The 25478-nt window shown below is 70.6% G+C and carries 24 protein-coding genes and 4 pseudogenes; 15 read left to right on the top strand and 13 right to left on the bottom strand.

Annotated elements, in window-relative coordinates; translation table 11 throughout:
* Nucleotides 1–1767 (top strand): glycoside hydrolase family 36 protein, encoded by a 1767-nt coding sequence (locus tag CGL27_RS47780; protein WP_119993977.1) that lies wholly within the window; start codon nucleotides 1–3, stop codon nucleotides 1765–1767.
* 2 nt (nucleotides 1768–1769) lie between these two features.
* The gene (locus CGL27_RS47775) at nucleotides 1770–2759 is read left to right on the top strand and encodes a LacI family DNA-binding transcriptional regulator (RefSeq protein ID WP_237299541.1); all 990 of its coding nucleotides are present in this window, start codon (nucleotides 1770–1772) and stop codon (nucleotides 2757–2759) included.
* Nucleotides 2760–3223: 464 nt separating this feature from the next.
* Here CGL27_RS47775 and CGL27_RS47770 read toward each other — a convergent pair whose 3' ends face one another.
* A complete protein-coding gene (locus tag CGL27_RS47770) occupies nucleotides 3224–3670 on the bottom strand; it encodes a DUF1772 domain-containing protein (protein ID WP_078646412.1) in 447 nt (148 codons plus the stop codon).
* A gap of 91 nt (nucleotides 3671–3761) precedes the next feature.
* On the opposite strand from CGL27_RS47770, the gene CGL27_RS47765 reads away from it, so the two are divergent.
* The 3 genes from CGL27_RS47765 to CGL27_RS47755 all read left to right on the top strand — a co-directional run bounded on the left by CGL27_RS47765 (nucleotide 3762) and on the right by CGL27_RS47755 (nucleotide 6912).
* Nucleotides 3762–4340 (top strand): TetR/AcrR family transcriptional regulator, encoded by a 579-nt coding sequence (locus CGL27_RS47765; RefSeq protein WP_078646411.1) that lies wholly within the window; start codon nucleotides 3762–3764, stop codon nucleotides 4338–4340.
* Between the two features lie 437 nt (nucleotides 4341–4777).
* Nucleotides 4778–6241: an MFS transporter gene (locus tag CGL27_RS47760; protein WP_240450892.1), complete on the top strand. Its 1464-nt coding sequence runs from the start codon at nucleotides 4778–4780 to the stop codon at nucleotides 6239–6241.
* Nucleotides 6242–6303: 62 nt separating this feature from the next.
* Nucleotides 6304–6912 (top strand): TetR/AcrR family transcriptional regulator, encoded by a 609-nt coding sequence (locus CGL27_RS47755; protein ID WP_240450891.1) that lies wholly within the window; start codon nucleotides 6304–6306, stop codon nucleotides 6910–6912.
* Nucleotides 6913–7083: 171 nt separating this feature from the next.
* Here the strand turns inward: CGL27_RS47755 and CGL27_RS47750 are convergent, their stop codons facing one another.
* The 3 genes and pseudogenes from CGL27_RS47750 to CGL27_RS52800 form a co-directional block, all read right to left on the bottom strand.
* Nucleotides 7084–8286: a Gfo/Idh/MocA family oxidoreductase gene (locus tag CGL27_RS47750; protein WP_119993974.1), complete on the bottom strand. Its 1203-nt coding sequence runs from the start codon at nucleotides 8284–8286 to the stop codon at nucleotides 7084–7086.
* 58 nt (nucleotides 8287–8344) lie between these two features.
* A pseudogene (locus CGL27_RS47745) lies at nucleotides 8345–8644 on the bottom strand (hypothetical protein); the annotation flags it as partial.
* Between the two features lies 1 nt (nucleotide 8645).
* Nucleotides 8646–8888: pseudogene (locus CGL27_RS52800) on the bottom strand (hypothetical protein); the annotation flags it as partial.
* Nucleotides 8889–9056: 168 nt separating this feature from the next.
* Between CGL27_RS52800 and CGL27_RS47735 the strand changes: the two are divergent.
* A complete protein-coding gene (locus tag CGL27_RS47735) occupies nucleotides 9057–10226 on the top strand; it encodes an ROK family transcriptional regulator (protein ID WP_078646408.1) in 1170 nt (389 codons plus the stop codon).
* 115 nt (nucleotides 10227–10341) lie between these two features.
* On the opposite strand, the gene CGL27_RS47730 is transcribed toward CGL27_RS47735, so the two are convergent.
* The 3 genes from CGL27_RS47730 to CGL27_RS47715 form a co-directional block, all read right to left on the bottom strand.
* Nucleotides 10342–11112 (bottom strand): SDR family oxidoreductase, encoded by a 771-nt coding sequence (locus CGL27_RS47730; protein WP_119993973.1) that lies wholly within the window; start codon nucleotides 11110–11112, stop codon nucleotides 10342–10344.
* A gap of 197 nt (nucleotides 11113–11309) precedes the next feature.
* Nucleotides 11310–12221: an SDR family oxidoreductase gene (locus CGL27_RS47720; protein ID WP_119993971.1), complete on the bottom strand. Its 912-nt coding sequence runs from the start codon at nucleotides 12219–12221 to the stop codon at nucleotides 11310–11312.
* Between the two features lie 2 nt (nucleotides 12222–12223).
* On the bottom strand, nucleotides 12224–13006 hold the full coding sequence (locus CGL27_RS47715; RefSeq protein WP_119994895.1) for an SDR family oxidoreductase: 783 nt from the start codon (nucleotides 13004–13006) through the stop codon (nucleotides 12224–12226).
* Nucleotides 13007–13082: 76 nt separating this feature from the next.
* Between CGL27_RS47715 and CGL27_RS47710 the strand changes: the two genes are divergently transcribed.
* The 4 genes from CGL27_RS47710 to CGL27_RS47695 are packed head-to-tail and all read left to right on the top strand — an operon-like array spanning nucleotide 13083 to nucleotide 16538.
* Nucleotides 13083–13850 carry an enoyl-CoA hydratase family protein gene (locus tag CGL27_RS47710; protein ID WP_119993970.1) on the top strand — a complete coding sequence of 256 codons (768 nt, stop codon included), beginning with the start codon at nucleotides 13083–13085 and terminating at the stop codon, nucleotides 13848–13850.
* Nucleotides 13847–14713 (top strand): CoA-transferase, encoded by an 867-nt coding sequence (locus tag CGL27_RS47705; protein WP_119993969.1) that lies wholly within the window; start codon nucleotides 13847–13849, stop codon nucleotides 14711–14713. Before CGL27_RS47710 ends, CGL27_RS47705 begins: the two co-directional genes overlap by 4 nt.
* Nucleotides 14710–15477: a CoA-transferase gene (locus CGL27_RS47700; protein WP_119993968.1), complete on the top strand. Its 768-nt coding sequence runs from the start codon at nucleotides 14710–14712 to the stop codon at nucleotides 15475–15477. Before CGL27_RS47705 ends, CGL27_RS47700 begins: the two co-directional genes overlap by 4 nt.
* A complete protein-coding gene (locus tag CGL27_RS47695; RefSeq protein ID WP_119993967.1) occupies nucleotides 15474–16538 on the top strand; it encodes a nitronate monooxygenase in 1065 nt (354 codons plus the stop codon). The genes CGL27_RS47700 and CGL27_RS47695 overlap by 4 nt, the downstream gene beginning before the upstream one ends.
* 79 nt (nucleotides 16539–16617) lie before the next feature.
* On the opposite strand, the gene CGL27_RS47690 is transcribed toward CGL27_RS47695, so the two are convergent.
* The 3 genes from CGL27_RS47690 to CGL27_RS47680 are packed head-to-tail and all read right to left on the bottom strand — an operon-like array spanning nucleotide 16618 to nucleotide 19248.
* Nucleotides 16618–17775: an acetyl-CoA C-acetyltransferase gene (locus CGL27_RS47690; protein WP_078646400.1), complete on the bottom strand. Its 1158-nt coding sequence runs from the start codon at nucleotides 17773–17775 to the stop codon at nucleotides 16618–16620.
* A 24-nt stretch (nucleotides 17776–17799) separates the two neighbouring features.
* Nucleotides 17800–18417: a TetR/AcrR family transcriptional regulator gene (locus tag CGL27_RS47685; RefSeq protein WP_119993966.1), complete on the bottom strand. Its 618-nt coding sequence runs from the start codon at nucleotides 18415–18417 to the stop codon at nucleotides 17800–17802.
* A 39-nt stretch (nucleotides 18418–18456) separates the two neighbouring features.
* Complete coding sequence (locus tag CGL27_RS47680; protein WP_119993965.1) at nucleotides 18457–19248, bottom strand: SDR family oxidoreductase; 792 nt, start codon at nucleotides 19246–19248, stop codon at nucleotides 18457–18459.
* A gap of 70 nt (nucleotides 19249–19318) precedes the next feature.
* On the opposite strand from CGL27_RS47680, the pseudogene CGL27_RS47675 reads away from it, so the two are divergent.
* The 3 genes and pseudogenes from CGL27_RS47675 to CGL27_RS47665 form a co-directional block, all read left to right on the top strand.
* Nucleotides 19319–19528: pseudogene (locus tag CGL27_RS47675) on the top strand (enoyl-CoA hydratase); the annotation flags it as partial.
* Nucleotides 19528–20697 (top strand): acyl-CoA dehydrogenase family protein, encoded by a 1170-nt coding sequence (locus CGL27_RS47670; protein WP_119993964.1) that lies wholly within the window; start codon nucleotides 19528–19530, stop codon nucleotides 20695–20697. The pseudogene CGL27_RS47675 and the gene CGL27_RS47670, both read left to right, overlap by 1 nt.
* Entirely contained in the window at nucleotides 20697–21686 is a 990-nt protein-coding gene (locus CGL27_RS47665) for an acyl-CoA dehydrogenase family protein (RefSeq protein ID WP_119993963.1), read from the top strand. Before CGL27_RS47670 ends, CGL27_RS47665 begins: the two co-directional genes overlap by 1 nt.
* A 119-nt stretch (nucleotides 21687–21805) precedes the next feature.
* Here the strand turns inward: CGL27_RS47665 and CGL27_RS53365 are convergent, their stop codons facing one another.
* From CGL27_RS53365 to CGL27_RS47650, 3 genes and pseudogenes are all read right to left on the bottom strand, one after another.
* Nucleotides 21806–22450: a CoA transferase gene (locus CGL27_RS53365; RefSeq protein WP_119993962.1), complete on the bottom strand. Its 645-nt coding sequence runs from the start codon at nucleotides 22448–22450 to the stop codon at nucleotides 21806–21808.
* 61 nt (nucleotides 22451–22511) lie between these two features.
* Nucleotides 22512–23006 (bottom strand): annotated as a pseudogene (locus CGL27_RS53360) (CoA transferase); the annotation flags it as partial.
* Nucleotides 23006–23431 (bottom strand): MarR family transcriptional regulator, encoded by a 426-nt coding sequence (locus CGL27_RS47650; RefSeq protein ID WP_078646390.1) that lies wholly within the window; start codon nucleotides 23429–23431, stop codon nucleotides 23006–23008. The pseudogene CGL27_RS53360 and the gene CGL27_RS47650, both read right to left, overlap by 1 nt.
* Before the next feature lie 246 nt (nucleotides 23432–23677).
* Here CGL27_RS47650 and CGL27_RS47645 point away from each other — a divergent pair, with 246 nt between their 5' ends.
* Both CGL27_RS47645 and CGL27_RS47640 read left to right on the top strand, forming a co-directional pair.
* Nucleotides 23678–24595 carry an SDR family oxidoreductase gene (locus tag CGL27_RS47645; protein ID WP_119993960.1) on the top strand — a complete coding sequence of 306 codons (918 nt, stop codon included), beginning with the start codon at nucleotides 23678–23680 and terminating at the stop codon, nucleotides 24593–24595.
* Nucleotides 24595–25470, top strand: a complete 876-nt coding sequence (locus tag CGL27_RS47640) for an amidohydrolase family protein (RefSeq protein WP_119993959.1) — start codon at nucleotides 24595–24597, stop codon at nucleotides 25468–25470. Before CGL27_RS47645 ends, CGL27_RS47640 begins: the two co-directional genes overlap by 1 nt.
* The last annotated feature ends 8 nt before the right edge of the window (nucleotides 25471–25478 follow it).

The raw sequence follows: 25478 nt of genomic DNA, 5'->3' as shown, positions 1-25478 counted from the left end.
ATGTCCCACGCGACCCACCAGGCCGTCACCACCGCGGAGCTGGCTCCCGCGGCCTATGAGCCACTGCTCGACGGAGTGAGCATCGCCGTGCCGGCCCGCGGCGCGGATGTCTCCTGGGACCTTGTGGAGGAGCCCGGGGGGCCCAGCACCCTGTGGCTGCGGGCCGACGGCGCCCCCATCGAGGTGCGGTTCTCCGTACCGCTCGGGGACGCCGCCGGATACTGGCATCCAAGCGTCGGATGGCATCGCACCCTGCTCGCCGACTGGGAGGGGCGGTCGGTGGCCTCCCTCGTCGACGGACACGCCGCGGGGTGCCTCTACGATCACTCCGGCGCCACTCTGCTGACCTTCGCGGCCGTCGATCCGGTCCCGGAGACCGCCCTGCGGTTCGGGGTGTCGGAGGAGAACGGCACCTATGTCGTCCATCTCCATCTGCCCGCGTCGAACGGCCCGCACCGGTTGCTGCTCGTACCGCGCGCGGAGTCGGTCGCCGCGGCGCTGCGCGTCCTGCGCGCCTGGTTCACCGCCGAGGTGGCGGCGCTGCCGGTGCCCGACAGCGCCCGCACACCCGTCTACTCCACCTGGTACGCCTTCAACCAGCAGGTGGACGCGGTATCCGTGGAGACCCAGGCCCGCCTGGCCGCCGAACTCGGCTGCGGAGTCCTGATCCTGGACGACGGATGGCAACGCCACGGCCACGGGCGCGGCTACGCGGGCTGCGGCGACTGGGAGCCGGACGGGGCCAAGTTCCCCGACTTCACCGCACATGTCGACCGGGTCCGCGGCCACGGACTGCGCTACCTGGTCTGGATCGCCCCGCTCCTGCTGGGCCCACGGGCCGCATGCCACCGGCAGTGGGCACCGTACGCCACGCGCCCCGCCACGGCCCCCGGCGCCGCCGTCCTGGACCCCCGCCACCCGGAGGTGCGCTCCCGGATCGTCGAGAGTTGCGTTCGCCTGGTGCGCGACCACGGACTCGACGGTCTGAAAGTGGACTTCCTCGACCAGGCCATGGTGTACGCGGGCGACGGCTCCGGGGACGTCGGAGCGGCCATGGCTCTCCTCCTGGCCGACCTGCGGTGCGCGCTCCAGACCGTCCGCCCCGATGTGCTGCTGGAACTGCGCCAGCCGTACACCGGTCCCGGTATGGCTCCGTACGGCAATATGATGCGCTCCCTCGACTGCCCCGCGGACGCCACCGCCAACCGGGTCCGCACCATCGACACCTCACTGCTCACCGTCGGCGGTGCGGTCCATTCCGACATGCTGCTGTGGGATCCCGCCGCTCCGGTCGAGGCCGCGGTGCGCCAGCTCATCGGCACCTTCCACTCCGTACCGCAGCTTTCGGTGCGGCTGGACCGGCTCCCGGCGGGCCACCGTGAGGCGATCGGGTTCTGGCTCGCCGAATGGAGCCGTCTGCGTCCGCAGCTGCTGGACGGAACGGTCGAACCCGGGCGCCCCGACGAGCTCTACACGCTGGTCCGTTCGGCCGCCGAGGGAGTGTGCGTCATCGATGTGCACAGCGATCGCGTCGTGCCGCTGCGGCCCGCCGGGCAGCACGAGATCGTGCTGGTCAACGCAACCCCGGCGGACCGGCTCACCGTGGCGGCAGGGGAGGACTCCCACACCGCGGACATCACGGTGCACGACCCTCGTGGCCGTATTATCGACCGGTGTCGGCATGTGCTCACACCCGGCTTGCACACGGTCCCCGTACCGAGCATGGGACTGGCCACACTCCGGATCAGGGAAGGCGGCACACAGTGAAGGTGGGGATCACCGAGGTCGCCACGCGGGCAGGGGTCAGCGAGGCGACCGTCAGCCGTGTGATCAACCGGCGGCAGGGCGTCTCCAAGAAGACCCGCGACACCGTCGAGCAGGCCATGGCCGAGCTCGGCTACGAACGCCCGACCCAAGGCCAGCTGGTCGCCCTGCTCACCGAGCACGTGTCCAATCCGTTCTTCGCGGACGTGGCCGAGCGGATCGAGTCCTCGCTCGCGCCCCACGGCCTGAAGACGGTGGTGTGTCCCGCGTTCCCCGGCGGTGTCCAGGAGCGCGACTTCATCGCCTCCCTGGTGGACAAGGGCATCGCGGCGGTGGTGTTCCTCTCCGCGTCGAACACCGTCGAGGGAGCGGACCTCGAGACCTACGAGATGCTGCGGACGCGCCGTATTCCCTATGTGGCCATCAACGGGGAGTTCGCGGACGGTGTGCCCGCGCCCGTGTTCTCCACCGATGACGTCCTGGCCGCCGAACTGGCCGTCGACCACCTCCACCGGCTCGGACACCGCAGGATCGGCATGGCCTCCGGTCCGGTGGGCAACCACCCGGCCGACAAGCGGGTCGAGGGATTCCGCACGGCCATGGCGAAGCGCGGCATCGATGACCCCGAGCGCTGGGTGATCCGGCAGTCGTACACCGTCGAGGGCGGCCAGTCGGCCGCCACCACCTTGCTCGGCCTCGGTGCCACCGCGATCGTCGCGGCGAGTGACTACATGGCGCTCGGCGCCATCCGCGGGGTGCGGCGCCAGGGCCGCTCGGTGCCCGAGGACATCTCGGTGGTGGGATACGACGGGACGATGATCACCGAGTTCGTGGACCCTCCGCTCACCACGGTGCGTCAGCCCGCCGACCGGCTCGCGCTGGAAGTCGGCCGTACGGTGCTGGCCCTGGTCAGCAATCGCGATGTACCTACCGGTGAGCTGCTGTTCGACCCCGAGCTGGTGATCCGCGCCAGCACGGGCCCGGCTCCCTCCTGACCGCGGCCACCATGCCGCGGGCCACCGTGCCGTCCGACCCCCGCGCACTCGCCCGCGGCACCGCGCCACAGGGGAGCGGGTTCGCTCCTCCTGCGAATGCGGTGCGGGCGGAGAGGACCGCGAGCGGCGGGGCGGGGAGCAACGCCGGACACGCCCAGTCGCCGCCGGCCGCCGAGCGAACCGGGCCCTCGGGCTCCTCCCCGAGGTGGCGGATCATCCAGCGACGTGAGGGAGTGCGGCGGGAAGAACAGAGAGGGAACTGAGTTCCCTGAAGTCGGGTACTCAGGGCGCGTATCGCGAACCAGAGCCGAGAGCCGCGCAGGTCATCCAGGGGCGTGGCTTGTCGGGATCGCAGTTGTGGGCTCTCAGCGGCAGTCGCGTTCCCGGATGTCGGGATTTCGGTGGCCTGCCGCCGCCCGGGGAGTGGGGATTGTGCGCCACCAGCGCGGTGTCGGTCCGCGGGCTCAGGTGAGGGCGGCGACCAGCAGGGCGAAGGCGGCGATGATCACGGCGACGCGGACGTAGTGGAAGCGGTCCCAGCGGTTCATCTGCTCCTTCCAGTCCTCGGGTCGGTTCTCGGGGGTCCACGTCTTGCCCCGGTTGTTGATCGGGACGAGCAGCAGGATCGACATGATCACGCTGAGGATCAGCAGCACGCCGGCGGTGACGGCGAGGCCGGTGCCGTGGTGGTGCCATCCGGCGATGGCCCAGACCGCGACGAGGACGAGCGAGGTGATGTACCAGACCGGCATCACGGCGCCGAGCATCCGGCCCCCGTGGGCGCGGCCGAGTTGGCCACTGTCCTCGGGGAGTGCGTTGAGGATCGGGTTGATGACGAAGGCGACGGAGAACTCCACCCCCACCATCACGCCGACGATCACGGTGGTGAAGACCTCGAGTGCGTTGAGCATGATGCCCCCTCCTGGGATCTAGCATTGATAGCTGATCCGGCAACGCTAGTACTGCTACTGCTCGATTGTCTAGCGATGATAGGATCGAATTATGTCGGTACAGGAACGCAAGGAGCGCGAACGGGCGAGCCGCGAGCGACTCATCGTGGCGACGGCCCGCGAACTCGCCGAGCAGCAGGGCTGGGACGCGGTCACCACCCGCCGGCTCGCGGAGCGCATCGAGTACAGCCAGCCCGTCCTCTACAGCCACTTCCGCGGCAAGCGCGAGATCATCGGCGCCGTCGCGCTCGAGGGCGCCGCCGAGATGGCCGCCGCGGTGCGGGCAGCGGCCTCCGCCGCGGGCGGCCCGCGCGCCCGGGTCGCCGCCCTCGCCCGCGCCTACCTCGACTTCGCCGAGCGCAATCCGGCGGTCTACGACGCGATGTTCCAGCTCGACGGCGGCCTGGCGTTCGCGGACGAGGACACCCCGGCGCCGCTGAAGGACGCCTTCGCCGCGCTGCTGGAGAGCCTGGGCGAGGTCGCCGGGGACGATGTCCATCCGGGGCTGTTCACCGAGACGTTCTGGGCGGCCCTGCACGGCCTGGCGACCCTGACCCGGGCCGGACGGCTGCCGCCGGGGGACGCCGAGCGGAGGACGAAGCTGCTGGTGGACCGCCTCGCCATGGTCTGACGCACCGTCCCGGCGGGCACGCGGCCGGGGTCCTCGGGCCCCGCTGCCTGCCTGCGGCACCGCTTCCGGTCACTCGCGCCCACACGGCGCAGCCGCAGATCGCCGGGCCCCGTACCCCAGACGGGCGCCCGCCCCGCAAGCTGCGATGCTCATTGACCACGACCCGATACGCGCCCTAGTGCCCTGAACCGTGAGCGGCGGAGCACACCGCACCCCTCAGCCCCGCCCGGCTCGATCGCGGGCGGGGTGCCGCCTTGGTATCACGGTGAAACAATCGCCGGATAGCTTTGTCATTGCTCGATGACATCCATCAGTGACATGCAGAGATGCGAGTGTCCGGAGGAATCCCACAGCATGATCGGAAGCCGCGAGAACTCCCGCCCGCGCAGGCGCCTCCGCAGCCGCGCGGGGGTCCCCCGATACTGCTGCCCTCGCTGATGTTCACGGCCCTGTCGGTGTCCGTGATCAGCACACTGGGGGCACCGATGGTGCCGACCATCGCCCGCGAACAGCACGTGTCCCTCAGCGCCGCCCAGTGGGTCCTGACCGTGACATTGCTGGCCGGGGCGATATCCGGCCCCGTCCTCGGCAGGCTCGGGGACGGGCCGCGCCGGCGCGGGGCCATCCAAGGAGCCCTGGCCGGCGTGTTCGCCGGAAGCGTCCTGGCGGCGGTGGCTCCCGTATTCGGGCTGCTGCTCGTGGGACGCGCCCTGCAAGGTCTCGGGATGGGCCTGATGCCGCTCGCGATCGCCGTCGCCCGTGACCACCTTCCAAAGGAGCGCATGCGCTCCGGCATCTCCTCGCTCTCCATCACCACATCGGTCGGAGCGGGACTCGGCTACCCCGTCACGGGCATCATCGCCCAGCATCTCGACTACCGTGCGGGCTTCTGGTTCGCGGCGCTCCTCAGTGCCGTCGCTCTGGTGGTGGTGTCGTGGGTGGTGCCCGTGGGTTCATCGGTTCCGCGACGTCCGCTCGACGTGGCGGGGGCGGCGCTGCTCTGTTCGGGGCTGGGTGTGATCCTGCTGGCCCTGAGCCAAGGTGTGGCCTGGGGCCTGTCCTCGCCCGCCACCCTCGGGAGTTTCGGTGCGGGAGTCGTGGTGCTCGCCCTGTGGGTGCTGCAGGCCCTGCGCGCACGGCACCCTCTGGTCGACATCCGGCTGATCCGCAACCGCGCGGTCCTGGCCGCCAACACGACGGCCCTGCTCATGGGCATCGGCATGTACGGTGTGCTGTCCCTGGTCAACCTCTACACCCAGGTCCCCGCCGCTGCCGGATACGGCTTCCACCTGTCCCTCACCGCTGCCGGCCTCGTCCTGATGCCGATATCGCTGGGCAGCCTCACGGCGAACCGCGTCGCCTCGGCTCTGGTGGCGCGGGTCGGGCTCTACCGCGTGCTTCCGCTGGGCGCTCTCGTGGTCTGCGTCGACCTCGTCCTGCTCGCCTTCTGCCGCGACGACGTGGCCGTCCTCGTCCTCGGCACGTTCCTGCTCGGCAACGGCGTGGGGGCGGCGTACGCGGTCATGCCCCTGCTCATCGTGCGACACGTACCGCCGTCCGAAACCGGCAGCGCCACCAGTTTCAACCAGGTACTACGAACGGTCGGCGGCTCCATGGGCAGCGCCGCCATTTCCGCGATCATGCTGGCCTACACTCCGGCCGGCGGCGACCTGCCCCGCGGCACCGCCTACACCACGGCCCTCCTGGCGACCGCGGCCGCGTCCTTCCTCGGTGTCATCGCCGCCGTCGTCCTTCCGCCGCGCCAAAGCGCCGGGTCCGATGCGGCGCCCGCCGTGGCGGCAGGGGGTCCGGCCGTGGGCACACGGCCGGCGGGATCCGGTCGGGTATCGTCCGCCGTGGTTCCCCGCAGTGACGGGAACCAGACCGGAGAGGACCTTTGACGGGCTCGGGGACGGATCGCTCGCGTGGCAGGAAGCGAGACTCGGACGCCACGCGTGCCGCCTTGCTCACCGCCGCCCGCGATCTGTTCGGCCGCCACGGGTACGAAGCCGTGACGCTGAAGGACATCGGTGAGCGCGCTGGTGTCGACGCCTCTTTGATCGCGCGGTACTTCGGCAACAAGGCCGCCGTCTACAGGTCGGCCGTGGCCGAGGACAGCCGTGAGGTCGGCGCCCCGGCGGAGACCCTGGACCTGGGAGCCTTCACCGCGTACGCACTGCACCGAGCGGACCGCAGGGGGGCACCGGGGCCGCTCGTCCAGGCTCTTCTCTCCCGAAGCAGCGCCCAGGAAGTACGCGCCTCCGCGGCCGACGAGATGCGCACCCGGCTCATCTCACCTCTCGCCAACCGACTGGCGGCAGAAGGCGCCGACGATCCCGCGGGCCGGGCCGAAGTCCTGATCTCCTGCCTCATCGGCGTCATCGCGCTGCGGTCGAGCAACCTCTTCGACGGACTGTCGGCCATGAGCCCCGAGGCGATCGGCGCCATCCTCGAGGCCGCCGTGCAGGCACACGCTGAGCAGGCTCCGCACGGCACGTTCGGCGACGACACCGGTGGCGCCGAAGGCCGGCCGACCTCGCCCCAGGACGAAACCACGTCGTCTTCCCCCTGACCCCACGCCACGAGTGCTGTCCACGACGCTGGTCAGGACTGTATGCGCCGTTGCTGTTCGCGCTTCGTGTCCGGGTGCTCGACGGGCTGGGGCGCGGCGATGTCGGACTCGGGCAATTCGTCAGCCAGGCACCTGACCGGCCGCCCCGGGAGGCGGCCGGTCCAGGGCCGCTCAGACCTGGGGTACGTCCCCGAAGTCGGGGATTTCCAGCCGGGCCCCGCCCTGCCGCGCGGATTCGTGCGCCACGATGCCCGGCAGGGTGTAGCGGGCCGCGACCCATGCGTTCACGGATGGAAGCGTGCGGGTGTTCACCGCGGTCACGAAGTCGTCCACCAGGAAGTGGTGACTTCCTTCGTGCCCGTTGTGCAGGTGATCGAACTCCCGGGGCAGCCGCGACCGGTCGTGCACGGGCGCGGAGCCCGAAGTGAAGGCGGCGCGCAGGGCAGGCGCGATGTGCTCGAGTGACGGGTCATCGGGAGCCAGTGTCGGCTTGGGCTCCAACAACTCGGTGATGTCCTTGACCCCCTTCTTGTCCTGCCAGAAGCTCACCGTGGCGAGCTGTTCCATGCTGGCCTCCGTCCCGAAGAACCGGAACCGCGACTCGCGGATGTGCGAGGGATAGCCGACCCGCCGGAACTCGTTGGTACGGAACGAGCCGCCGCCGAACACCTCGAACAGCGCGGTGGCATTGGAGACGTCATTGCCGAACTGGCTGATCTCCTGGTCGAAGACATTGTCCCCGCGGTCGTCCTTCACTCCGATCGCCGACACGCTCACCGCGTGCGTCTGCCAGGCTCCGAGGACCCCGCCGACGGAGTGCGTGGGGTAGAGCAGCGGCGGATAGCTGGCGGTCGCCTTCCAGTTCTCGCCGCCGCTGTACTGATAGGCCTCATAGAAGCCGAGATCCATGTCGTGAACGTAGTCGCCCTCGGCATAGAAGAGCCGCCCGAAGGCACCCTCGGCGATCTGGTCGCGGGCGTGCACGGTAGCCGGGTTGTACTGGCTCGTCTCACCCATCATGTACGTCAGACCGGTAGCGCGTACAACCTCGATGATCGCCGCTATCTCCTCCCGGGTGATCGCCATCGGTACCGCCGAGTACACATGCTTCCCGGCGTTCAGGCCCTGGAGTACGAGGGGGCCGTGTGTCCAGCGCTGGGTGAAGATGGCCACCGCGTCGACCGCCTTCGACTCCAGCATCGCCTCGTACGAGGGGAAGGTTCCCGCCAGTCCTTCGGCGGCGGCCAGTTGCTCGGCACGCTCGGGCAGCAGATCGGTGACGTAGACATCGCTGACACCCGGGTGGGCGAGGAACAGCTTGGCGAACTGGCCGGAGAACTGCCCGGCGCCGACGATGCCGAGTGAGAACGTCATGTGGCAATGCCTTTCGATGGTTTACAGCTGCTGATGGGGTGGTCGAGCTGGTGCCGGTTCACTGGTTGAGAAGGAAGTTGATCTGGCTGTTGGTCTCGTCGAGGCCGCTGACGGGCGCGTCGTTGGCGTAGAGGTCCTGCATCGGGAGCGCGGCGATGAGGGTCGCCGCCATGAGCCCGGCCCAGTCGGTGCCGGTCTGCGGGGTCTGTGCCCGGAAGGTGGCCGGCGCCATGGTGAGGACACGTGAGCTGTCGCTGTACGACACCATCAGCGGCCAGAAGTAGTCGTTCCAGGACGTGATGTAGGTCAGGACGGCCAGGGTGACGATGGGGGTGGCCGCCATCGGCAGGAGCACCCGGGAGGCCGACGACGACGTTCGACATCAGATACGGGGTGAGCACGATGCCCCGCGGTACGGCCGAGCGCGTCAGCCGCTGGAGCAGAACCGCGATGGCGAGGGGCGCGACAGGAGCGATGAAGACGGCCGCGAGGGCTCCGTCGTCACCGGCTTCTCGGGCTTTGCGGATCTTGAGTTTCGATGTGGCTCCCTCGGCGCGGCGCGGGCGCAGGCGCGAAGGAGGGCTGCTGGAGGCGACGGTCATCAGGAGCGACTCTTTCGTCTGCGGCTCATCCTCGGGCAGCACTTACTTTTGACGCGAAAGAATCCTGGCGTCAAGGGTCAGGCAAATATCTTTCCGATGCCGCCTCTCGCGCCATAGAGTGACATCATTACTTCCGACACGGAAGAAAACATAGAGGAGCCCGCCCTCATGACCACACTTGACGCCAGTTGGCTGCCGCTGAGTCCCGGGGAACGTGCGGTGGCGATCGAGGTGCTCGTGCACGGTCCGCTGCCGCGCGCCGAACTCGCCCGTCGGCTGAACCTCTCGGCGGGCAGCCTCACCCGGCTGACCAAGCCGCTGATCGAATCGGGTCTACTGGTCGAGCAGACCACCGAGGGCACCGCACCGGCGGAGGTGCGGCAGGGCCGGCCCTCGCAGCCGCTGGACATGGTCGCCGAGTCCCGGTTCTTCATCGGCTTCAAGATCACCGAGGACCGGGCCTACGGGGTTGTCACCACGCTCCGCAGCGACATCATGGCCCGCGCGGAGCGGCCGCTCACCACGCACGAGCCCGCGTTGGTCGCCGATCTGCTGCGTGAGATGACGGAGGAGTTCACCCGAACCCATCCCCGGCCGGCCGGGATCGGCATCGGGGTGGGGGCCGGCGTCCGGGACCGCTCGGTCGTCGTCCGGTCACCTTTTCTCGGCTGGGACGAGGTGCCGCTGGCCGGACTGGTCGAGGAGCAGACGGGGCTGCCGGTGGTCGTGGAGAACGACGTGGCGGCGCTGGTCGAGGCCGAGTGCTGGTTCGGCGCGGGCCGCGGCCTCGACCGGTTCGCGGTGCTCACCATCGGGGCGGGGCTGGGTTACGGACTGGTCAGCGGCGGCAGGCGGGTGATCTCTTCCGAGGACGGCCTGAGCGTCGGCCGGGGACGGCACTGGATGGTCAATCCCCACGGCCCGCTCACCCCGTACGGAGAACGCGGCAGCGCCGTCTCCCTGCTGACCATCCCCAGCATCCGCTACCAGCTCCAGGCCGCCACCGGCCGGGAGATGACGTACGAGGAGATCCTCGGCCTCGCTGCCGATGGCGAGCCCATGGCCGCCCGGGTCGTGGACGAGGCGGCCCGGGCGCTGGGCACCATCGTGTCCCAGATCGCCAACTTCGCGATGCCCCAGAAGATTCTGCTGGCCGGCGAGGGAGTGGGCCTGCTCGACGTGGCCGGGGCCGCGATGGAGGAGGCCATCCTCGCCAACCGCCATCCCCGGGCCGACAAGGTCAACCTCGAGACCAGGGTGTCCGACTTCCACGACTGGGCCCGCGGTGCCGCCGTCCTGGCCATCCAGGTGCTGGTCCTGGGCTCGGCGGAGGCATGACGCACGCAACGGCATCGCAGGAGACAGTCAATGGGAGAGCCCGGCCGGCCGTGGCAAAGCCCGCTTCGTGCGCTCCTCATACGCACTGTGCCCTCTTCAGCCGGGACGCGCCGTCTCACACCCCGTAACCTCCGTCGACGTCGAGCATCTGACCGGAGATGAAACCGGCTCGGTCGGAGGCCAGGAAGCACACGGCCTCGGCGATGTCGCTCGCGGATCCGAACCGCCGCAGGGGGATGTTGCCGCGGGTGACCTCCAGGGCCCGTTCGTCCAGGTCGCCCGAACCGATCAGCCGGGCGGCCATTCCGTCGAGCAGCATTCCGGGGCCCACGCAGTTGGCACGCACCCCGAACCGGCCCTCCTCCGCGGCGAATCCCCGTACCAGCGCTTCGACGGCCCCCTTCGGCCCGGCGGAAAGGCCGTCCCGGACCGGGAATCGACGCGTGGCGGCCGTGGTGACAGCGACGATGCCGCCCCTGGTCGCGCGCAGCCGAGGCAGGGCCGGCTGCACCAGGTTGAAGAAGGCGATCGCGTCCGCCTCGATCTGCTGCCGGAACCGGTCCGGCGTCACCCGGCTCAGATGCACCATGGGCACATGCGGGCCAGCCGCGTAGACGAGCGTGTGGATGCCGTCGAAGCGGTCCGCGACCTCGTCCAGAAAGCGCGCCGTCGCGTCGGCGTCCGACAGGTCCAGCGGCCGGGCGGCCGCTCGGACACCCGTCGCCTCGGCCTCCGCGGCCAGGGCGGCCCCGGCCTCGGCGCTCTTCCGGTACGTCAGTGCCACATGGCTGCCGCGCCCGGCAAGCATGCGGGTGATGGCGGCTCCGATGCCACCAGTGGCTCCAGCGATCACGGCCGCGCCCGGTCGGCCGTCGAAGTCCCGCATCCGAATCTCCTGTCTCTTGTCGCCCCGCACGGCCTGCTCGACAGCGACACGGAAAGCGCACCCGCAAAGCCGAAGCGCGCCACCGCGAAGCGCACCGGCACGGCCAAGGCCAAGGCGACGACGGCCAAGGCGAAGAAGACGACGACGCCGCAGCTCTTGGGCCCACCACCCACGCGCCGGGCCCGGCCGCGGACCGCTCATCGCGTGCCATAGACCGGCTGTGGGACGTCCGAGGCGGCGAGCAGTCCCAGCGCCGCCTCGCCCGCCTCCGCCGGACTCCACCGGTCCCCTTTGTCGGCGGTCGGTCCGGGCCGCCAGCCCTCCATGACGGTGATCCGGCCGCCCTCCACCTCGAAGACGCGTCCGGTGACCCCTGTGGAGGCGGCTGAGCCCAGCCAGACGACCAGCGGGGAGACGTTCTCCGGGGCCATCGCGTCGAATCCGCCCTCGCCCGGCGCCGCCATCGTCTCGGCGAAGGTGTGCTCGGTCATGCGGGTACGCGCGGCCGGGGCGATGGCGTTGATCTGGACGCCGTACCGGCCCATCTCGGCGGCGGCGACGAGCGTGAGGCCGATGATTCCGGCCTTCGCGGCGGAGTAGTTGCCCTGACCGACACTGCCGAGCAGGCCGGCGCCCGAGCTGGTGTTGACGACCCGCGCCTGGGGCGTCCGGCCGCTCTTGGCCTCGGCGCGCCAGTGTGCGGCGGCGTGTTTGAGCGGCAGGAAGTGGCCCTTGAGGTGGACCCGCATGACGGCATCCCAGTCGTCCTCGTCCAGATTGACGAGCATCCGGTCGCGGAGGAACCCGGCGTTGTTGACCAGGGTGTCGAACCGCCCGAATGCCTCCAGGGCGGTCGTGATCAACGAGGCGGCGCCGTCAGTGGTCGCGATGTCGCCGCCATGCGCGACCGCCTCGCCGCCCAGGGCCGTGATCTCGTCCACGACCCGCTGGGCCGGACCGTCCGTTTCCGCGGCCCCGTCCAGTCCCACCCCGAGATCGTTGACCACCACCTTCGCTCCCTCGGCGGCGAGGGCGAGCGCGTGCGCCCGGCCCAGTCCGCGGCCGGCCCCGGTGACGACGGCGACGCGTCCGGAGCAGATTCCGGTCATCTTCAAGTCTCCTTGTTGGCAGTGGCGGCGTCGAGGAAGGCGGGGCGTTCCCCGCCACCGTGGACGAGCAGGCTCGCGCCGGAGATGTACGCGGCGCGGTCCGAGGCGAGGAAGACGCAGGCATCGCCGACCTCGGAGGGCTCCGCGAGGCGCCCGAGCGGCACGGTGCGGCCGACGGCGGCCACTCCCGCCTCGTCCCCGTAGTGCAGAGAGGAGAGTTCGGTGCGGACCATGCCGAGGACGAGCGTGTTGATCCGTATCGTCGGTGCCCACTCCACGGCCATGGAGCGGGCGAGGCTCTCCAGTCCCGCTTTGGCCGCGCCGTAGGCGGCGGTGCCCGGGGAGGGGCGGGTGCCGCTGACGCTGCCGATCATGGTGATCGAACCGCCCGCCGCCTGGCGGCTCATCACCTCGTACGCGGCGAGGGAAGCGGTCAGCGGGGCGAGCAGGTTCAGCTCGATCACCCGAGCGTGCCGCTCCGGCCCGCCGTTGCCCAGTGTCCGGAACGGCGTGCCCCCGGCGTTGTTGACAAGGCTGTCCAGCCGTCCGTGATCGGCGGCCACCTGGGCGAGGAGTTCTCTCACGGCTTCCGGATCGCGCAGGTCGACGGGGAGGAATCGGGCCGCGCGGCCATCCGCCTCCACCGTCGTCTCCGGGGTTCTGCGTGCGCAGACCACGACCTCGGCGCCCGCTTCGAGGAAGGCCCGCGCGATCCCCGCACCCACACCCCGGGTGCCGCCGGTCACCACGGCGACCCGGCCCGACAGGTCGCAAGCCACGCTCACCATGAACCTCCCGCGGTATGCGGTCCACTGCTACCGTACCTAACAAATGCTTGGTAGAAAGGTAGCTGATGCGCTCATGGGTGTCTCCACCTCCGAGACGGAAAAGGGCGTCGCCGTTGTCACCGTCGACTTTCCGCCCGTCAACGCGCTGCCCGTGCGGGGCTGGTACGACCTGGCCGACGCGATACGCGTGACGGGCCGGGACCCTGGCGTGCGGTGCGTCGTCCTCACCGCCGCCGGACGCGGTTTCAACGCGGGCGTCGACATCAAGGAAATGCAGCGCGACGACGGCCACGGTGCCCTGATCGGAGCGAACCGCGGCTGCTTCGAGGCGTTCGCCGCGGTGTACGAATGCGAAGTCCCGGTCGTCGCGGCCGTACAGGGCTTCTGCCTCGGTGGCGGCATCGGACTGGCGGGCAACTCCGACGCGATCGTGGCGAGCGAGGACGCGGTCTTCGGGTTGCCGGAACTGGACCGGGGCGCGCTGGGGGCCGCGACCCATCTGGCCCGGCTGGTCCCCCAGCATCTGATGCGCGCCCTCTACTACACCTCGCGCACCGCCACCGCCGAGGAGCTTCATCGGCACGGCTCGGTGTGGAAGGTCGTCCCGCGCGCGGAATTGCGGGGCGCGGCCCTGGAGCTGGCCCGCGAGATCGCCGCCAAGGACGGATCTCTGCTGCGGCTGGCCAAAGCCGCCATCAACGGCATCGACCCCGTGGACGTCCGGCGCAGCTACCGCTTCGAGCAGGGGTTCACCTTCGAGGCGAACCTCAGCGGGGTCGCCGACCGGGTCCGCGCCGGCTTCGGTACGGACAAGGACAGAGGGCAGGAGCGGCAGCCATGAGCCGGAACAAGACCATGACCGCCGATGAGGTCGCCGCCCGCTTGGAGAGCGGCATGACGATCGGCATCGGCGGCTGGGGATCGCGGCGCAAACCCATGGCTCTCATCCGGGCCCTCCTGCGCTCGGACATCACCGATCTGACCGTCGTCTCCTACGGCGGCCCGGACGTCGGCCTCTTGGCCGCGGCCGGGAAAATCCGCAAGCTGATCGCGGCGTTCGTCACCCTCGACTCCATACCCCTCGAACCGCACTTCCGCGCCGCCCGGGAGCGCGGCGCGTTCGAGATGACGGAGCTGGACGAGGCGATGTTCATGTGGGGGCTGACCGCGGCCGGGCACCGTCTGCCGTTCATGCCGATCCGGGCGGGCCTCGGCTCGGACGTGATGAAGGTCAACCCGCAGTTGCGCACGGTGCGCTCCCCATACGACGACGGCGAGGAACTCGTCGCCGTCCCGGCGCTGCGCCTGGATGCCGCGCTCGTCCACCTCAACCGGGCCGACGCACACGGCAACGGCCAGTACCTCGGGCCCGATCCCTACTTCGACGACCTGTTCTGCGAGGCCGCGGACCAGGCGTACCTCTCCTGCGAACACATCGTGGACAGCGCGGAGTTGCGAGCGGAACACGGCCCGCAGACCCTGCTGGTGAGCCGGGCGTTCGTCAACGGAGTGGTCGAGGCCCCGGGCGGTGCGCACTTCACCTCATGCCTCCCCGACTACGACCGCGACGAGGCCTTCCAACGCGCGTACGCGCAGGCCGCCGCCGATCCCGAGGCGTGGCGACGGTTCACCGAGCAGTTCCTCTCGGGAGACGAAGACGCCTATCAGGCCGCCGTCACGGCGTTCGCCAAGGAGGCCACATGAGTGAGAGCGCGACCCGGGCCGAATGCTGTGTGGTGGCCTGTGCCGAGGCGTGGCGCGGCGACGGGGAGATCCTCGCGAGCCCGATGGGCACCGTGCCCACGATCGGCGCGCGGCTGGCGAAGCTCACCTTCTCCCCCGACCTGCTGCTGACCGATGGTGAGGCGCTGCTGATCGGCGACGTCCCGGCGGTGGGGAGCGGTTCCCAGGTGACCGAGGGCTGGCTGCCGTACCGCCGGCACCTGGCGATGGTCGCCAGTGGGCGGCGCCACGTCATGATGGGCGCCAGCCAGCTCGACGCCTACGGCAACCAGAACATCTCATGCGTCGGCGACTGGGCAAAGCCACGACGGCAGCTCCTCGGCGTACGCGGGGCCCCCGTCAACACGCTGAACAACCCGACGAGTTACTGGGTTCCCCGGCACTCGCCACGCGTCTTCGTCGAGCGGGTGGACATGGTCTCGGGGGTCGGCTATGACCGGGCGGCGGCCGCCGGGCCCGTGACGACGCGCTTCCACGAGATCCGCCGTGTCATCACCGATCTGGCGGTCCTGGACTTCGCCACACCCGACCGCTCCCTGCGGCTGTGCTCCGTACATCCCGGCGTCACGGTGGACCAGGTGCGGGAGGCCACCGGTTTCCCGCTGACCGTCCCGGAGGAGCCGGAGGAGGTGCCGCACACCCGTATGCCGTCGGCGGAGGAACTGCGCCTGATCCGGGAGGTCCTCGACCCGAAGGGGCTGCGCGACCGCGAGGTGAGGGCATGAAAGGTGTCACGATCGCGACGTCACTGACGAAGCTGGTCGGGGTCCGCCATCCCATCGTCCAGACGGGCATGGGCTGGGTGGCCGGGCCCCGACTCGTCTCGGCCACGGCGAACGCCGGAGCGCTGGGCATCCTCGCCTCGGCGACAATGACACCGGATCAGCTGCGGGTGGCGGTCCGCGAGGTCAGATCTCGCACGAACGCGCCTTTCGGGGTCAATCTGCGGGCGGACGCGGGGGACGCGGCCGAGCGGGTACGGATCATCGTGGAGGAGGGCGTGCGGGTCGCCTCGTTCGCCCTCGCGCCCTCCCGCGAGCTGATCGCCCGGCTCAAGGACGCCGGCGTCATCGTGATCCCCTCCATCGGCGCGCGCCGGCACGCGGAAAAGGTCGCCGCCTGGGGCGCGGACGCGGTGGTCGTCCAGGGCGGCGAGGGCGGCGGCCACACCGGCAACGTCGCCACCACCGTGCTGCTGCCCCAGGTCGTGGACGCCGTGGACATCCCCGTCATCGCCGCGGGAGGCTTCTTCGAGGGCCGTGGCCTGGTCGCGGCGCTCGCCTACGGGGCGGCGGGGGTGGCGATGGGCACCCGATTCCTGCTGACGTCGGACAGCACCGTCCCGCGCGTGGTGCAGGCCCGCTATCTCCAAGCCTCGGTCCAGGACGTCACGGTCACCACGAAAGTGGACGGGCTCCCCCACCGGATGCTGCGCAGCGAACTGGTCGACACCCTGGAACGTTCCGGCCGGACGGCCGCGCTGCTGCGCGCCGTACGCCACGCCGCGTCCTTCAGGAAGCTGTCCGGCCTGAGCTGGGCGCGGATGGTCCGTGACGGTCTGGCCATGAAGCATGGCAAGGAGCTCACCTGGAGTCAGGTCCTGCTGGCCGCCAACACTCCGATGCTGCTGCGAGCCTCCATGGTCGACGGCCGCACGGACCTCGGAGTGATGGCGTCGGGACAGGTCGCGGGCCTCATCGAGGACCTGCCGTCGTGCGCCGAGTTGGTCGAGGGGATCATGGCTGAGGCGCATACCGCCCTCGAGCGTCTGCCCCGGGTCACCTGAGCGCCCTCCGCACCAGCCGATCCGCCTGCCGCCGCCGACCCGGGTGATCGGGTCGGCGGCGGCAGGCGGGTGGTGTGCGTCAGAGCCGTTCGATGATGGTGACGTTGGCCTGGCCACCGCCCTCGCACATGGTCTGCAGACCGAACCGGCCGCCGGTGCGCTCCAGTTCGTGCAGCAGCGTCGTCGTCAGCTTGGTGCCGGTCGCGCCGAGCGGGTGGCCGAGGGCGATGGCGCCGCCGTTGACGTTGACCTTCTCCGGGTCCACGCCGGTTTCCTTCAGCCACGCCAGCACGACGGGTGCGAACGCCTCGTTGATCTCCACCAGGTCGATGTCGTCGAGCGACATCCCGGACTTCTTCAGGGCGTAGGCCGTGGCCGGGATGGGGGCGGACAGCATCCGGATCGGGTCCTCGCCGCGCACCGACAGATGGTGGACGCGGGCGCGCGGTGTCAGGCCGTGCTCGGCGACCGCCCGCTCGGAGGCGACGAGCAGCGCGGAGGCGCCGTCGGAGACCTGCGAGGAGACGGCGGCGGTCAGCCGGCCGCCCTGGACGACCGGTGCCAGAGAAGCCATCTTCTCCAGTGAGGTGCCCCGGCGCGGCCCCTCATCGGTCGTCACCTCCCCGTACGGGACGAGCTCGCGGTCGAAGCGGCCCTCGTCGATGGCCCGTATCGCGCGCTGGTGGGAGCGCAGCGCGAACTCCTCCATCGCCTCCCGGCTGATGCCCCACTTCTCGGCGATCAGTTCCGCTCCGTAGAACTGGTTGACGGGCCGGTCGCCGTAGCGGGCCCGCCAGCCCTCGGAGCCCGCGTACGGGCCGTCGTCGAGGCCGAGCGGTTCGGTGGCCCGGCGGCTGGCGAAGGCGATGGGGATCATCGACATGTTCTGCACCCCGCCCGCGACCACCAGGTCCTGAGTACCGGAGAGCACGCCCTGCGCGGCGAAGTGCAGGGCCTGCTGGGAGGAGCCGCACTGGCGGTCCACCGTGGTCCCGGGTACTTCTTCCGGCAGCCCGGCGGCCAGCCAGCAGGTGCGCGCGATGTCCCCGGCCTGCGGGCCCACGGTGTCCAGGCAGCCGAAGACGACGTCCTCGACGGCGGCGGGATCGGCGCCGGAGCGCTCCATCAGCGCCTTCAGCACATGGGCGCCGAGGTCGGCGGGGTGCACGGCGGACAGAGCGCCGTCGCGTTTGCCGACCGGGGTGCGTACTGCTTCGACGATGAATGCCTCGGGCATGGCTGCTGCTCCTTCGCGAGGTCTCTATGTCTGTACGGCGATCCCGTCCAGCACCATCGACAGGTACTGGCGGGCGATTTCCTCGGGGCTGTGCTGTCCGCCGGGCCGGTACCAGGACGCGGCGACCCAGACGGTGTCCCGTACGAAGCGGTAGGTGAGCCGGGCGTCCAGGTCGGCACGGAAGGCGTGGGCCGCGACGCCGCGTTCCAACGTCCCCAGCCACGCCTTCTCGAACTTCTCCTGCGCCGCGGCGAGGTAGGTGAAGCGGGGTTGCGCGGACAGTTGCCGGGATTCCTTCTGGTAGATCGCCACAGCGGCGCGATGCCGGTCGATCTCCCGGAAGGACTCGGTGACCAGGGCCTCGATGGTCGCCCGGGGGGCGAGATCCGCTTCCAGCACGGCGTCGTATCCGGCCCACAGCTCGTCCAGGAAGCCGGACAGGATCTCGTCGAGCATCGACTCCTTGGAGTCGAAGTGGTAGTAGAGACTGCCCGCGAGCATTCCCGCGGCGTCCGCGATCTGCCGGACGGTTGTCGCGCTGTAGCCCTGCTCGGCGAAGACCTCCGCCGCGACCGCGAGCAGCTCGGCACGCCGCGCGGGCGACGGGCTCATCGCGGGCTTCTTCTTGCCGTTCCCCGGCATGCTGGTGTTCCTTGTGTTCGGCACCCTGCCATTGTCGTCTCACGCCCGCTGGCTGCTGACCGAGACGATCTCGCCGGTCATATACGAGGAGTAGTCGCCGGCCAGGAAGACGATCACGTTGGCGACCTCCCAGGGCTCGGCATAGCGGCCGAACGCCTCGCGCTCGGTGAGCTCCGCCAGCAATTGGGCCGTGGTCACCTTCACCAGATGCGGGTGCATCGCCAGGCTCGGGGCGACCGCGTTGACCCGCACCCCGTAGTCGGCCGCCTCCACGGCGGCGCAGCGGGTCAGCGCCATGACTCCGGCTTTGGCGGCGGCGTAGTGCGCCTGCCCGGCCTGCGCGCGCCAGCCGACCACCGAGGCGTTGTTGACGATCACACCTCCGGCGCCCGCCGCCTTCATGCGGCGCAGTGCGGCGCGGGTGCAGCGGAAGGTGCCGTTCAGGGTGACGTCGAGGACCCTGTCCCACTGTTCGTCGGTCATCTCGGTGAGCTGGGCAGTGCCGCCGAGCCCGGCGTTGTTGACCACGATGTCGAGGCGCCCGTGCCGCTCCTCGGCGAGGTCGAGCAGGTCCGTGATCTGCCGCTCGTCGGTGACATCGCAGGGCAGGCCCGCGACCCGGTCGGCGCCGAACTCCTCGGACAACGCGTCGCACGCCTCCTTCAGCCGGCGCGCGTGGGCGTCACCGATGACGACGCGGGCGCCCTCGTCGAGAAATCTGCGTGCGGTGGCCCCACCGATCCCGGCGCCCGCGGCCGCGGTGATCACCGCGCTACGGCCGTCGAGGAGGGCATGGCCGGGGACATACGGGGGCGGGCCGACGGCAGTCATACATGGGCCTCCTCGAACCTCGACGGCGCTTATGGCCGTACGGTAACCTACCAAACACTTGTTAGAAATGGAGTTGGCGACGCGCATCGCCGGCATGCCACGCCTGGGGCCGGCGCTGGCCAAACGCGCCGTCGACCAGGCCGAGGACCTGCCGGGCCTGCACACCGGGCCGGACTCGGTCTTCGGACCGCACCCTCTCGCCCACGCGCACAACGCGCAGACCGCCCCCGACGCGCTGGGCGGCATGGACATCCGCGCGATGAAGGAGGCCGGCACCTGATGGATCTCGATTTCAGCGCCGCCGAGAACGCCTTCCGGGCCGAGGCCCGCGCCTGGCTCACCGCATATGTGCCCACCTCTCGCCTGCCCTCCCTGGAGACCGCGGAGGGGTTCGCCGCCCACCGGGAGTGGGAGCGTGCCCTCTTCGCGGACCGGTGGTCGGTCGTCTCCTGGCCCGAGGAATACGGCGGCCGGGGTGTCTCACTCCTCCAATGGCTGATCTTCGAGGAGGAGTACTACGCGGCGGACGCACCCGGCCGGGTCAGCCAGAACGGCATCAACCTCCTCGCCCCCACCCTCTTCGAGCACGGCACACCGGAGCAGCGCGCCCGCGTCCTGCCGCCCATGGCGAGTGGCGAGGTCATCTGGGCTCAGGCCTGGTCCGAGCCGGAGGCGGGCTCCGACCTCGCGCGGCTGCGCTCCACGGCCCAGCGGACCGAGGGCGGCTGGCGCCTGAGCGGTCAGAAGACCTGGTCATCCCGGGCCGCCTTCGCCGACCGCGCCTTTGGCCTCTTCCGCAGTGATCCGGCGGCGGACAAGCCGCACCGGGGACTGACGTATCTGATGTTCCCCCTGGACGCGCCGGGCGTGACGGTGCGGCCCATAGGACGCCTCGACGGCAAGCCCGCCTTCGCCGAACTCTTCCTGGACGATGTCTTCGTGCCCGACGAGGACGTCATCGGAGCGCCGGGTGAGGGCTGGCGCGTGGCGATGAGCACCGCGGGCAGCGAGCGCGGGCTGACCCTGCGCAGCCCCGGCCGCTTCACGGCCGCCGCGGACCGGTTGGCCCGGCTGTGGCGCGATGAGGCCGATCCGGCGGACACGGCTCTGCGCGACCGGGTGGCCGACGCGATGATCGGCGCCCGCGCGTATGAACTCTTCGCCTACGCGAGCGTCTCGCGGATCGCGGCCGGAGAGTCGATCGGCGCGGAGTCCAGTCTCAACAAGGTCTTCTGGTCGGAGCTGGACATCGCGCTCCACGAGACCGCCCTCGACCTGCTCGGCCCCTACGGGGAGCTCGCCGATGACGCCGCGGACGCGCCGGCCCACGGCGGCTGGGCAGAGGGCTACACCTTCTCCCTCGCGGGCCCCATCTACGCCGGCACCAACGAGATCCAGCGCGACATCATCGCCGAGCGGCTGCTCGGCCTGCCGAAAGGACGCCGGTGATGCGGTTCCTCCTCGACACCGAGCAGCGTGCGTTCGCGAAGACCCTGGACGGCATGCTCGGCTCGTCGGACACACCGAGCACGATACGGTCCTGGGCGGCCGGGGACCCGGGCCCCGGCCGCACCCTGTGGAGCCGGCTCGCCGAGGCGGGAGTCTTCGGCCTCACCGTACCGGAGCGGCACGAGGGCCTGGGCCTGCTGCCTGTCGAACTGGGCGTCGCCTTCACCGAACTGGGCCGCCACGCCGTACCGGGCCCGCTGGTCGAAACCGTCGCGGCGGCGGCCCTCCTCGACCGGCTCGGCGACCGCGCCCCTGCCGAGACGTGGCTGCCGCGGATCGCCGCCGGCGCGGCGCTCGTATCCCTGTGCGCGCCCGACGCCGGGAGCCCTTACGCGCTCGACGCGGACACGGCCGACGCCGTGTTCGTCGTCGAGGATGACACCGTACGGCTGGCAGCGGGGCGCGGCCCGCTACAGCGTTCCTCCGATCCGGCCCGCCGATTGTTCCGCCCGACGGGCGCAACGGTCCTGGTCGAGGGGCCCACGGTCCGGGCAGCGACCTCGTACGCCACGGATGTGGCGGCCCTGACAACGGCCGCCCAGGCCCTGGGGCTCGGCCGCGCGCTGCTGGACCATACCGTCGCGTACGCCGCACAACGCACTCAGTTCGGAGTCGCCATCGGCTCGTTCCAGGCCGTGAAGCACCGTCTGGCGGACGTTCTCCTCGCGCTGGAGTTCGCCCAGCCTCTGATCCACTCCGCCGCCCTGGCCCTGGCCTCGGACGCCCCGTCCACCCGCCGGGAGTGCGCGGCGGCGAAAGTGACCGCGGGCGAGGCGGCCTACGCCGCCTCGCGCACGGCCCTGCAGGTGCACGGCGCGCTCGGCTACACCGAGGAGCTGGAGCTGTCCCTGTGGATCCGCAAAGCCCGCGCCCTCCGTGATGCCTGGGGGACTCCGGCGGCGTGCCGATCCCTCGTCCTGGCTCCATGAGCCCCGATGGATCGATGGCGTCCAGCTCGATCCCCTCGGACGCCAGAATCCCGGCCGTCTCGAGGGCGCGGGGCGGGCCCACCCCGCATTCGGGATGGGCCCGTCTTCCGGGCTCCGGGTCATGCCGAATGTACGGACCCCAGGACGTCGGCCGTGTGCTGGCCCAGCAGTGGCGCGGCGGCCGACGGCTGGAGGAGGCGTCCTGCCGTTTCCAGGGGCAGGCCCGCGTACTCGTGTGTCCCTGCCTCCGGATGTGTCAGGGCGGCGAACCACCCGCGATGCCTGAGCTGTGGGTCCTCGAACAGGTCCCGGCCGTTTTGCACGGGGGCGGCGGGGACACCGGCCCGCTGGAGACGCGTGGCCAGGCGCGTCTTGTCGTGTTCGCGCGTCGCCTCCGAAAGGCGCCGCTCTATCTCCTCCGCCCTGGCTTTCCGCGCCGTCGTTTCCGCCAGCGACGTGTCACGGGCCCAGTCGGTCCAGCCCAGTTCCGAGCAGAGCGCGGACCACTGGTCCGCCGTGTGCACAGCGATGGCGATCCACTGGTCCTCGCCCTCGCAACGGAACGCGTCGTGCGGGAAGGCGGTGGGGACCGCGTTGCCCTGCGGCACCGGGTCAGCCCCCGTGGAGACGGAATCCAGGATGATGTCGCCGATCCAGGACATGGCCGCTTCGCGCTGAGCGACCTCGACGTACTGCGCTTGCTGTGTGCGGTCCCGGTGCGCCAGCGCGGTGACGGCGGCCGCCGCGCCCGCCAACCCGCCCATGGGATCGAGATACGCGGAGCCCGACCCCAGCGGTCCGGATTCCTCGGGCGTATCCGATCAGTGCGGTGATACCGGCCATCGCCTCCATCGTCTGTCCGTAGGCACGGTGGTGCCGGAGCGGCCCTGTGGTGCCGAAGCCCGACATCTCGACCATGACGACGGAGGGGTTGATCTCGCGGAGTGCGTCGAAGCCGAGCCCCAGGCGTCTCATGGTGTCCGGGGTGAAGTTGGTGACCACCAGATCACTCTCCCGGCACAGGTCATGGGCCTGTCGGCGGCCGGTGTCCGTCTTCAGGTCCAGCAGCACCGACTTCTTGTCCAGGTTCTGGGCGTTGAACCACGCGTTGCGGTTGTACGGGCGGTCACCGGGCTCGCCGTTCGGGTAGAACTCGGTGGCGGTGGGGGCGTCGGCGGGGCCTCGCCAGGCGTCCATCCTGGAGGCGCTTTCCACCTTGAGAACCTCCGCGCCCAGCAGGGCGAGAATACGGGTGGCGAGTGGCCCCGACCAGGCCGTGGTGAAGTCCACTACGCACGTACCCCGCACCGGGCGCAGCATCAGGCGAGCCTGTTCCCGGCGACGCGCAGCAGGAGCGTGTGCAGCGTCTCCCGCTCGGCGGGGGCGAGCGGGGCGAGCAGTTCGTCGGTCACATCCTGACCCGCCTGATCCGTGTCCTGGAGGAACGCGCGGCCGTCCTCAGTGAGGACGACGATGCGGCTGCGGCGGTCGTCGGGGGCGGGGCGGCGCTCGGCGAAGCCGAGCTTCTCCAGGTCGTCCACCAGGCCGACGATCGCGCTCGGGTCATAGCCGAGCCGGGCGCTGAGCTCTCGCTGCAAGGCGCCCTCGCAGGTGGCGAGGAAGCGCAGCACGGCGTAGTGCCGCAGCCGCAGCCCCGACTCCTGGAGGAAGGTGTTGAAGAGCTGACCGGAGCGCAGACCCAGGCGGTAGAGCAGATAGCCCGTGTCCGCGTGGAGTGCCCGCATCCATGGTTCGTCCGCGTCGACGGGGCGCGGGTCGTCGGTGTGCCGGCGGGTGATGGCGGGCTCCCTGGTCTCGGCCCCGGGGCGCCGGTCTCGGCTCCCCGGAAGGGTTGGTCTCGTGTGCAGAGTCCAGCATGACGCACCCGAGGTAAACAACAACTGTTGACGTCAACAATTATTGTGCTTAGCTTCGATCTCGATGCCGCACCCCGCGCCGGACCGGCGCACCCCATGCGAAGGGACTCGCTCGTGCCCACCATCGATCTGACCGGCAAGGCCGCCGTCATCACCGGTAGCGGCCGGGGCCTCGGCCTCGCCTACGCACACGCCCTCGCCGCCCACGGTGCGTCCGTGGTCGTGAACGACGTCGACGAGGACGCGGCCGAACAGGCCGTCAAGTCCATCACCGAGGCCGGCGGCACCGCCGTGGCCGAGGTGGTCCCCGTCGGTACCGCCGAGGCCGCCGACCGGCTGGTGGGCCGTGCCGCCGAGGAGTTCGGCCGACTCGACGTCCTGGTCACCAACGCGGGCATCCTGCGCGACAAGGTGCTGTGGAAGATGACCGACGAGGACTTCGACGCGGTCATCACCACCCACCTGAGGGCCACCTTCACCTGCGCCCGCGCCGCCGCCGTGCGCCTGCGCGAACAGGGCGAAGGCGGCACGCTCGTCCTCGTCGGCTCCCCGGCCGGGCAGCGCGGCAACTTCGGCCAGACCAACTACTCCGCCGCCAAGGCCGGAATCGCCGCCATGGCGCGCACCTGGTCCATGGAACTGTCCCGCGCGAGCATCACCGTCAACGCGATCGTGCCGGTCGCCGCCACCGCGATGACCGAGACCATTCCTGCCCTCGCCCCGTATGCGGAGGCCCTCAGGAACGGCCGACCACTGCCGGACTTCCTGCGCAAGGGAGAGGGATTCGGCACGCCGGAGGACTGCGCCGCCCTCGTCCCCTTCCTGGCCTCCGACGCCGCCCGCGGCATCACCGGCCAGTGCATCGGGATCGGCGGCGACAAGGTGGCGCTCTGGTCGCATCCGCAGGAGGTCCGGGCCGCCTACGCCGACGGTGGCTGGACCTCCGACGCCCTGGCCGATGCCTGGCCCACGTCGGTCGGCGCCGAACCACAGACGGTGGGTATCCCCGCGCCGAAGATTCCGGAGGCGTGATGCACCTTCAGGATCTGGTCGCCATCGACGTCCACACCCACGCGGAGGTGTCCGCCAAGGGCCACTCCTCCCTGGACGACGACCTGCACGACGCCTCCTCCGCATACTTCAAGGTCGAGGGCAACCGGAAGCCCACACTCGAGGAGACGGCCGCCTACTACCGCGAGCGGCGGATGGCCGCCGTCATCTTCACGGTGGACGCGGAGTCCGCGACCGGCACCGAGCCCGTCCCGAACGAGGAGGTCGCCGAGGCTGCCGCCGCCAACGCGGACGTCCTCATTCCGTTCGCCTCCATCGACCCCTTCCGGGGCAAGGCCGGCGTGCGGCGGGCCCGGCGGCTGATCGAGGAGTACGGCGTGAAGGGCTTCAAGTTCCATCCCAGCGTCCAGGGCTTCTTTCCCAACGACCGCTCGGTGGCGTACGGCCTGTACGAGGTGATCGAGGAGACCGGCACCATCGCGCTCTTCCACACCGGCCAGACCGGCATCGGCGCCGGTGTTCCCGGCGGGGGCGGCATCCGCCTGAAATACTCCAACCCGCTCCATGTGGACGATGTGGCCGCCGACTTCCCGCAACTGAAGATCATCCTGGCGCACCCGTCGTTCCCCTGGCAGGACGAGGCCCTGGCGGTGGCGACCCACAAGCCCGGCGTGCACATCGACCTGTCCGGCTGGTCCCCGAAGTACTTCCCGCCGCAGCTCGTGCAGTACGCCAACACCCTGCTGCAGGACAAGGTCCTCTTCGGTTCGGACTTCCCGGTGCTCACCCCGGACCGATGGCTGGCCGACTTCGAGAGGCTCGCCATCAAGGAGGCGGTCAAGCCGAAGATCCTCAAGGAGAACGCGGCCCGCCTGCTCGGGCTGACGCAACCATGAGAGGTGCC

This window comes from Streptomyces sp. 11-1-2 (assembly GCF_003595545.1).
Classification (GTDB): domain Bacteria; phylum Actinomycetota; class Actinomycetes; order Streptomycetales; family Streptomycetaceae; genus Streptomyces; species Streptomyces hygroscopicus_B.
The sequence above is the reverse complement of the archived record's forward strand: the minus strand, read 5'-3'. Positions and strand labels throughout refer to the sequence as shown.

Excerpts from the sequence above, each read along its gene's own strand:
- CGL27_RS47780 (WP_119993977.1), top strand. The coding sequence starts at position 1 with ATGTCCCACGCGACCCACCAGGCCGTCACCACCGCGGAGCTGGCTCCC.
- CGL27_RS47770 (WP_078646412.1), bottom strand. The coding sequence starts at position 3,670 with ATGCTCAACGCACTCGAGGTCTTCACCACCGTGATCGTCGGCGTGATG.
- CGL27_RS47765 (WP_078646411.1), top strand. The coding sequence starts at position 3,762 with ATGTCGGTACAGGAACGCAAGGAGCGCGAACGGGCGAGCCGCGAGCGA.
- CGL27_RS47760 (WP_240450892.1), top strand. The coding sequence starts at position 4,778 with ATGTTCACGGCCCTGTCGGTGTCCGTGATCAGCACACTGGGGGCACCG.
- CGL27_RS47750 (WP_119993974.1), bottom strand. The coding sequence starts at position 8,286 with ATGACGTTCTCACTCGGCATCGTCGGCGCCGGGCAGTTCTCCGGCCAG.
- CGL27_RS47735 (WP_078646408.1), top strand. The coding sequence starts at position 9,057 with ATGACCACACTTGACGCCAGTTGGCTGCCGCTGAGTCCCGGGGAACGT.
- CGL27_RS47730 (WP_119993973.1), bottom strand. The coding sequence starts at position 11,112 with ATGCGGGACTTCGACGGCCGACCGGGCGCGGCCGTGATCGCTGGAGCC.
- CGL27_RS47720 (WP_119993971.1), bottom strand. The coding sequence starts at position 12,221 with ATGACCGGAATCTGCTCCGGACGCGTCGCCGTCGTCACCGGGGCCGGC.
- CGL27_RS47710 (WP_119993970.1), top strand. The coding sequence starts at position 13,083 with ATGGGTGTCTCCACCTCCGAGACGGAAAAGGGCGTCGCCGTTGTCACC.
- CGL27_RS47705 (WP_119993969.1), top strand. The coding sequence starts at position 13,847 with ATGAGCCGGAACAAGACCATGACCGCCGATGAGGTCGCCGCCCGCTTG.
- CGL27_RS47700 (WP_119993968.1), top strand. The coding sequence starts at position 14,710 with ATGAGTGAGAGCGCGACCCGGGCCGAATGCTGTGTGGTGGCCTGTGCC.
- CGL27_RS47695 (WP_119993967.1), top strand. The coding sequence starts at position 15,474 with ATGAAAGGTGTCACGATCGCGACGTCACTGACGAAGCTGGTCGGGGTC.
- CGL27_RS47690 (WP_078646400.1), bottom strand. The coding sequence starts at position 17,775 with ATGCCCGAGGCATTCATCGTCGAAGCAGTACGCACCCCGGTCGGCAAA.
- CGL27_RS47685 (WP_119993966.1), bottom strand. The coding sequence starts at position 18,417 with ATGCCGGGGAACGGCAAGAAGAAGCCCGCGATGAGCCCGTCGCCCGCG.
- CGL27_RS47680 (WP_119993965.1), bottom strand. The coding sequence starts at position 19,248 with ATGACTGCCGTCGGCCCGCCCCCGTATGTCCCCGGCCATGCCCTCCTC.
- CGL27_RS47670 (WP_119993964.1), top strand. The coding sequence starts at position 19,528 with ATGGATCTCGATTTCAGCGCCGCCGAGAACGCCTTCCGGGCCGAGGCC.
- CGL27_RS47665 (WP_119993963.1), top strand. The coding sequence starts at position 20,697 with ATGCGGTTCCTCCTCGACACCGAGCAGCGTGCGTTCGCGAAGACCCTG.
- CGL27_RS53365 (WP_119993962.1), bottom strand. The coding sequence starts at position 22,450 with ATGGGCGGGTTGGCGGGCGCGGCGGCCGCCGTCACCGCGCTGGCGCAC.
- CGL27_RS47650 (WP_078646390.1), bottom strand. The coding sequence starts at position 23,431 with ATGCGGGCACTCCACGCGGACACGGGCTATCTGCTCTACCGCCTGGGT.
- CGL27_RS47640 (WP_119993959.1), top strand. The coding sequence starts at position 24,595 with ATGCACCTTCAGGATCTGGTCGCCATCGACGTCCACACCCACGCGGAG.